Genomic DNA, 6130 nt, shown 5'->3' on the forward strand with positions numbered 1-6130 from the left:
CGGGCGGCGGTCCCGGTGGGCCGGGCGGCCCGACCGGACCCGGCCGGAGCGGTCGGGGTGGACGCGGTGACGACCCGGCGGCCGCGGCGCGGGCGAAGAAGCGTCGGCGGATCAACATGCTGATCGCCGGTTTCGCCGTCTTCATCATGCTCGCCGGCATCGGCGTGGTCGGCTTCACCTACTACTCGACCAACGTGATCCTGCCCGAGGACACCACCCCGCCGCTGTCGACCACCATCTACGCCAGTAACGGCACGACCGCCATCGCCAAGGTGGGCGACCAGAACCGCCAGCTCATCACCATCAAGGACATCCCCGAGTACGTCCAGCACGCGGTCGCCGCGGCTGAGGACCGGAACTTCTACCGGCACTCGGGAGTGGACTACAAGGGCATCGCCCGCGCCGCCTGGAACAACTTCACCGGTGGCGACAAGCAGGGCGCCTCGACCATCACCCAGCAGTACGCCCGCAACGCCTTCGACAACCTCAACCAGGACACGTACGGCCGGAAGGTGAAGGAGGCGATCCTCGCCTCCAAGCTGAACGACAAGTACGACAAGCCGACGATCATGCAGCATTACCTGAATGTGATCTACTTCGGCCGCGGCGCGTACGGCATCGAGGCGGCGGCGCAGACCTACTTCGGCAAGCGCACCAACCAGTTGACCGTGGCGGAGGCTGCGGTGCTCGCCGCGCTGATCAAGCAGCCCGAGCCGAGCCTGACGCACAAGGGCTACGACCCGGCGATCAACCCGACGGCCGCGCTGGAGCGGTGGAACTACGTCATCAACGGCATGATCACCGAGAAGTGGCTGGACGCGCCGAACATGCCGCCGCACCCGACGGAGTACCCGAAGACGATCAAGAAGCCGTCGAAGGCCAACGGCGCCGACTTCGGCGTCAACACGCCGTACGGCAACGTGATCAACTACGTCTCGCAGGAAATGCGCGACATGAACCTGTGCACCGACGACGAGGCGGCGGCCACCCCCGAGCGGCCCGTCTGCTCGCAGGCGCTGAGCCGGGGTGGCTACCGGATCACCACCACCATCGACACCAAGATGCAAGAGGCTGCACTGGACGCGGCCCAGCGGGCCCGGAAGGGCTCCGAGCTCAACGGCCAGCCCAAAAACCTGATGGCCGCCGTCGTGGCGATCGACCCAAAGACCGGGGCGGTGCGCGCCTACTACGGCGGTGACAACGGCACCGGCACCGACTACGCCGGCAAGAACATCGACAACGGCGTACTCAGCGGCGGCCACTCACCGGGCTCGAGCTTCAAGATCTACACCCTCGCGGCGGCCCTCAAGGAGAAAATCTCCATCAAGTCGCGGTGGAAGGGCTCGGCGTTCACCCCGAAGGACACCAAGTTCAAGGTCACCAATGCCGGTGCCGACAAGGTCTCCTGCGGCGACTCCTGCACGCTCGAGCTGTCGACGCTGAAGTCACTGAACGTGCCGTTCTACTACATCACCGAGCAGATCGGCCCCGACAAGGTGCTCGACATGGCCAAGCAGGCCGGCGTCACCACCATGTGGCGCACCGACACCAACCCGGCCAAGGCGTACGACCTCACCAAGGCGGACCCGAAGGACCTTGCCCCGTCGCCCTTCTTCAACGTGATCGGCTACGGCCAGTACCCGGTCACCGTGCTGGACCACGCCAACGGCGTCGCCACCTTCGCGAACAACGGCGTCTACAACAAGGCGCACTTCGTCAAGCTGGTGCAGAAGCAGGACCCGAGCACCGGCAAGTGGTTGAGCGTCGGCGGCGAGAAGCTCAAGCCGCAGCGGCGCATCGACAAGGACATCGTCGCCGACGTCACCTCGGTGCTGGAGCAGTACCCGACGAAGTCGTCGCACCGCCCGCTCGACGACGGCCGCAAGGCGGCCGAGAAGACCGGCACCTGGGAGCTCGGTGACGGCAGCGACCACAACGGCGACGCCTGGATGATCGGCTACACCCCGCAGCTCGCCACCGCCGTCTGGGTCGGCAACGTCGGCAAGCGGCTGGCGATCAAGGACAAGACCGGCCGGGACATCATGGGCGCCCGAATGCCCGGCGCCATCTTCCAGCGGTTCATGAACGACGCCCTCCGGGGCAAGGAGAAGCTGGACTTCCCGCCCGCCGCGAACGTCGGCAACGACGACACCGGAAACGGCGATCCGCCGCCGGCCCCCGAGCCGACGCCGGGCCAGCAGCCGGGTTGTGAACTGTTCGGCCTCTGCCCCGGCGGCAACAACAACGGTGGCGGCAACAACGGCGGTGGCAACACCGGACCGGGCCTCCCGCCGCCGCCGGGCGGTGGCGGCAACGGTGGTGGCGGAGGCGGCATCCTCCCCACCACGCCACCGAGACAGACGTACTGACGGCGGCACCTGACGACGGCGGCCGGGCCATGGGTCCGGCCGCCATCGGCCGTCCCGGCCACCGGTCACCCGCCGCAGGTCGACGCGCATCCGTTCCCAACCCCGGCCCGGATACGGCAGGATGCCTCTCCATGAGCACCCAGTCGACGGCAGACAGCGACGACACCGGGACGATCGACCACCCGTCCCGCTCGGACGGTTTCGTCCGCGGCGCGGCGGAGCTGATCGGTGGTCCGCTCGGCGACCACGCGGTGGCGCTCGACCGGCCGGCCGGCCGCGAAGGTCGCTTCTGGACGGCGGCCCGGGTGGTGCTGGCCCTGGTCTGCCTGACGCTCGCCATGCACTGGGTGCAGAAGTCCCCCTGCCAGGACGGCGCCTGGCAGAACAACGTCCAGTACACCCGGATGTGCTACACCGACGTGCTGGCGCTCTACTACGCCGAGGGGCTCAACGAGGGCAAGGTGCCCTACGCCGACCACCCGGTCGAGTATCCGGTGCTGACCGGCTACTTCATGGGAGCGCTCGGCCTGCCGGTGCACGCCCTCGGTGTCGACAACCCGGGAATCAACCAGGGCCGCTGGTTCTACAACCTCAACGCGCTGGTGCTCGGCGCCCTCGCCGTGGCCACCGTCGCCGTCCTTCTCAACCTGCGGCGACGACGACCCTGGGACGCCGCGATGTTCGCGCTCGCGCCCGCCCTGCTGCTCACCGCCACGGTCAACTGGGACCTGCTCGCCGTGGGACTGGCCGCCTTCGGGCTGCTGGCCTGGGCCCGCCGCCGACCGGCGACCGCCGGGGTCCTGCTCGGCCTGGCCGGGGCGGCGAAGATGTGGCCGCTCTTCCTGCTCGGCCCGATCCTGGTGCTGGGGCTACGCGCCGGCCGGCTGCGCGCCGCGCTCACCGCCACCCTCACCGGCCTGGTGGCGCTGGTCGTGGTCAACCTGCCGGTGGCGATTCCGTACCGGGAGAGCTGGAACCGGTTCTTCGACCTGAACACCACCCGACCCATCGACTGGGGCACCCTCTGGTACGTCGGCCGGTACCTCGACGGCAAGATCAGCCCGTCGGCCCCCGGTGACCTCGGACCCTTCGAGTGGCTGAACGCGCACATCCCGACCCTCAACTGGGTGTCGTACCTGCTATTCGGCCTCGCCTGCCTCGGCGTGGCCGCACTGGCCCTGTTCGCTCCCCGCCGGCCCCGGCTCCCGCAGCTCGCCTTCCTGGTCGTCGCCGCCTTCCTGATCTTCAGCAAGGTCTGGTCCCAGCAGTTCGTGCTCTGGCTGCTCCCGCTCGCGGTGCTGGCCCGGCCGCGCTGGGGCGCCTTCCTGGCCTGGCAGTTCGCCGAGGTGTGCTACTTCGTCGCCTTCTACGGTGAGCTGCTCGGCGCGGCCACCAGCCGGCCGGTGTTCCCGGAGGGCGTCTTCGTGCTGGCGGCCAGCCTCCGGCTGGTCACCGTCGCGGTGCTCTGCGGCTTCGTGATCCGGGACATCCTGCGGCCCGAGCGGGACGCGGTGCGCGGCACGTACGCCGACGACCCGGACGGCGGCGTCCTCGACGGCGCCGAGGACGCCCCCGGGTTCCGCCGCCACCGGTCGAGGGATCGGACGCCGGAAGCGGTCACCGTCTGACCGCCGACTCCACTAGCTGGAGAGGTGGAAGACCACCGCGTCGCCGACCTCCTCGTGGGTCACCCCCAGCCCGTCGACCGGCTTGTCGAGGATCCCCTCCCACGGGGTCCCGCCGAGCTTGTCCCGGAGCACCACCACGTTCTTCACGCCGAGCTGCCGGAGGTACTCGATGCTGGCCTGATCGGGGAAGCCGACACTGACGTCACGGACCTTCGCCTGGGTCTCCGGCGTGAACCCGCTGCCGCCGTTGACCAGCTGCTGGAACCGGCTGGTCGACCAGACCATCACCGGCTGGTCCAGGTTCTGGCTGCTGGGCAGGACCAGCATCGGCCCGTCCACGGTGCGCATCGCCGCCGGCTGCTGCGGCACCACCGGGTGCGGCGTGACGTTCAGACCCTCGACGATCACCAGCAGCAGCGGCAGCAGGGTGGCCAGTCGCAGCCACGGCCCCGGCCACGGGGGGACCCGCTCGGCGGCGAGTTCGCGTACCCGGGCGCAGAACGCGGTGACCGCGCCGGCGGCGAGCAGGCCGAGGAACAGGGTGGCCCAGAGCATCAGCCGGCCCGGTGTGCGCAGCCCGTTCCACCCCGGCAGGTACTCGAAGAGCGGGACGAAGGTCCAGGTGCCGCCGAAGAACCGGGTCCCCATGGCCAGGATCATGCTGATCAGCACCCCGGCGAGCAGGTAGAGCCGGTGCCGGACCCGCCAGACCGAGAAGAACAGCCCGCCGGCGGCCAGGGCGTAGAGCGCGAAGCCGGGCAGCAGGGTCATCTCCGGGTGCCAGGGCAGCGCCGCCCGGGCGCCCTCGTGCAGCTGACCCCAGACCCGCGACTCCGCCGGGGCGGTCAGGAAGCCGCTCGCCGGCGGCGAGTAGATGGCGATGTCGCCGAGCGTCCGGGCGGCGTTCGGGTGCAGCTCCGCGACCTTGAAGAAGGGCACCGCCAGCAGCGCGCCGACCGCGCCGAAGAGCAGGCCGCCGAGCAGGTCGGCGAGGAACAGCCGGCCCCCGAACGGTCGCTTCACCGGCCGGACCAGCCAGCGCCGGGCGAACCAGAGCACCGCCGAGACGACCACGATGCCGGCCAGCAGGTACGCGAACATCAGCCCGATGCCGAAGCCCAGGCTGAGCTGCCAGGCCGCCACCAGCCAGCCGGTGAACGCCCAGCCGGCGTGCCGGCGGCCCGGGCGGTACCCGTACCGCAGGGACCAGCCGTGGCCCCGGGCCAGCATCGCCAGCGCCAGCGGGATGCCGCCGTTGGAGATGATGTGCAGGTGCCCGGCCTGCGCCAGCAGCCAGGGCGCGTAGGCGTAGCTCGCCCCGGCCACCGCCGCCCCGATCCGGCCCGCGCCCAGCTGGCGGGCCAGCGCGTACGCCCCGAGCGTGGCGAGCGCGTGCGCTAGCACGAACATGATGTTGTAGCGCACCAGGGCGGCCTCGGGACCGTGCCCGATCATGCCGGCCGGCGCGTACCCGAGGAGGGTGTCGGAGAAGGCGAAGCTCCACGGGTCGGGGAAGAAGGTGTTGGAGTTCCACAGCTGCGCCGGGTCGGTCAGCAGGATGTGCCCCGACCAGGCCATCTGCCAGGCCTGGAGGCTCGGGTCCCAGTAGTCCTGGGGCAGCGTGTAGGCCGGGTAGCGCAGGGTCGGCCAGGTCATCAGGACGGCCAGCGCCAGCGTGGCGACGGTGGCCAGGGTCCACTCGTGGACCAGGAACCGGCCCACCGCGCGGACCGCCCGGCGGAAACGCCCGAACACCGGATCAGGGGCGGGGCCGAACGCGGTGAACGGGTCGTCCGGCTTCGTACCCTCAGCGGGCCCGGCCGTGTCGTCGGCCTTCGCCGGATCGCTCGGGTCCGCCTTGCCGGTACGCGTCGTGCCGTCGGCCGTCCCGTCGGCGGTCCGGCCGCTCGGGTCGGTCGCGCCCGGCGTGGCGGCGCCACCTCCGGTGCCGGCCTTCGTCGTGGCGGCGTCGACGGCCGCCGCACCGGTGCCGCCCTTGTTCCCGGCCCCGGCGGTGGTCGCCGCTGCGTTGGCGGGAGCTGTCCCTTCGGTGCCCTGGTCCGGGGTCGCTCCGCCGGCCCCTTCGGTCGCCGCGGCGTCGGCGACGTGGCCCGGCGCATGGCGGTCGCCGGC

The 6130-nt window shown here is 71.0% G+C and carries 3 protein-coding genes; 2 read left to right on the forward strand and 1 reads right to left on the reverse strand.

What is annotated here, in order from left to right; genetic code table 11:
* Together ACWEVO_RS27300 and ACWEVO_RS27305 are read left to right on the forward strand one after the other, a co-directional pair.
* Positions 1-2369, forward strand: a 2369-nt coding sequence (locus tag ACWEVO_RS27300) for a transglycosylase domain-containing protein (protein ID WP_452310359.1), incomplete at its 5' end; no start/stop codon positions are given.
* Positions 2370-2500: 131 nt separating this feature from the next.
* On the forward strand, positions 2501-3997 hold the full coding sequence (locus ACWEVO_RS27305) for a glycosyltransferase family 87 protein (RefSeq protein WP_452310360.1): 1497 nt from the start codon (positions 2501-2503) through the stop codon (positions 3995-3997).
* 12 nt (positions 3998-4009) lie between these two features.
* On the opposite strand, the gene ACWEVO_RS27310 is transcribed toward ACWEVO_RS27305, so the two are convergent.
* On the reverse strand, positions 4010-6130 hold a 2121-nt coding region (locus tag ACWEVO_RS27310), incomplete at its 5' end, for a hypothetical protein (protein ID WP_452310361.1).

It is taken from the genome of Micromonospora sp. NPDC003776, from assembly GCF_053605645.1.

Coding starts and splice junctions, on each gene's coding strand:
- ACWEVO_RS27305 (WP_452310360.1), top strand. CDS start 2,501: ATGAGCACCCAGTCGACGGCAGACAGCGACGACACCGGGACGATCGAC.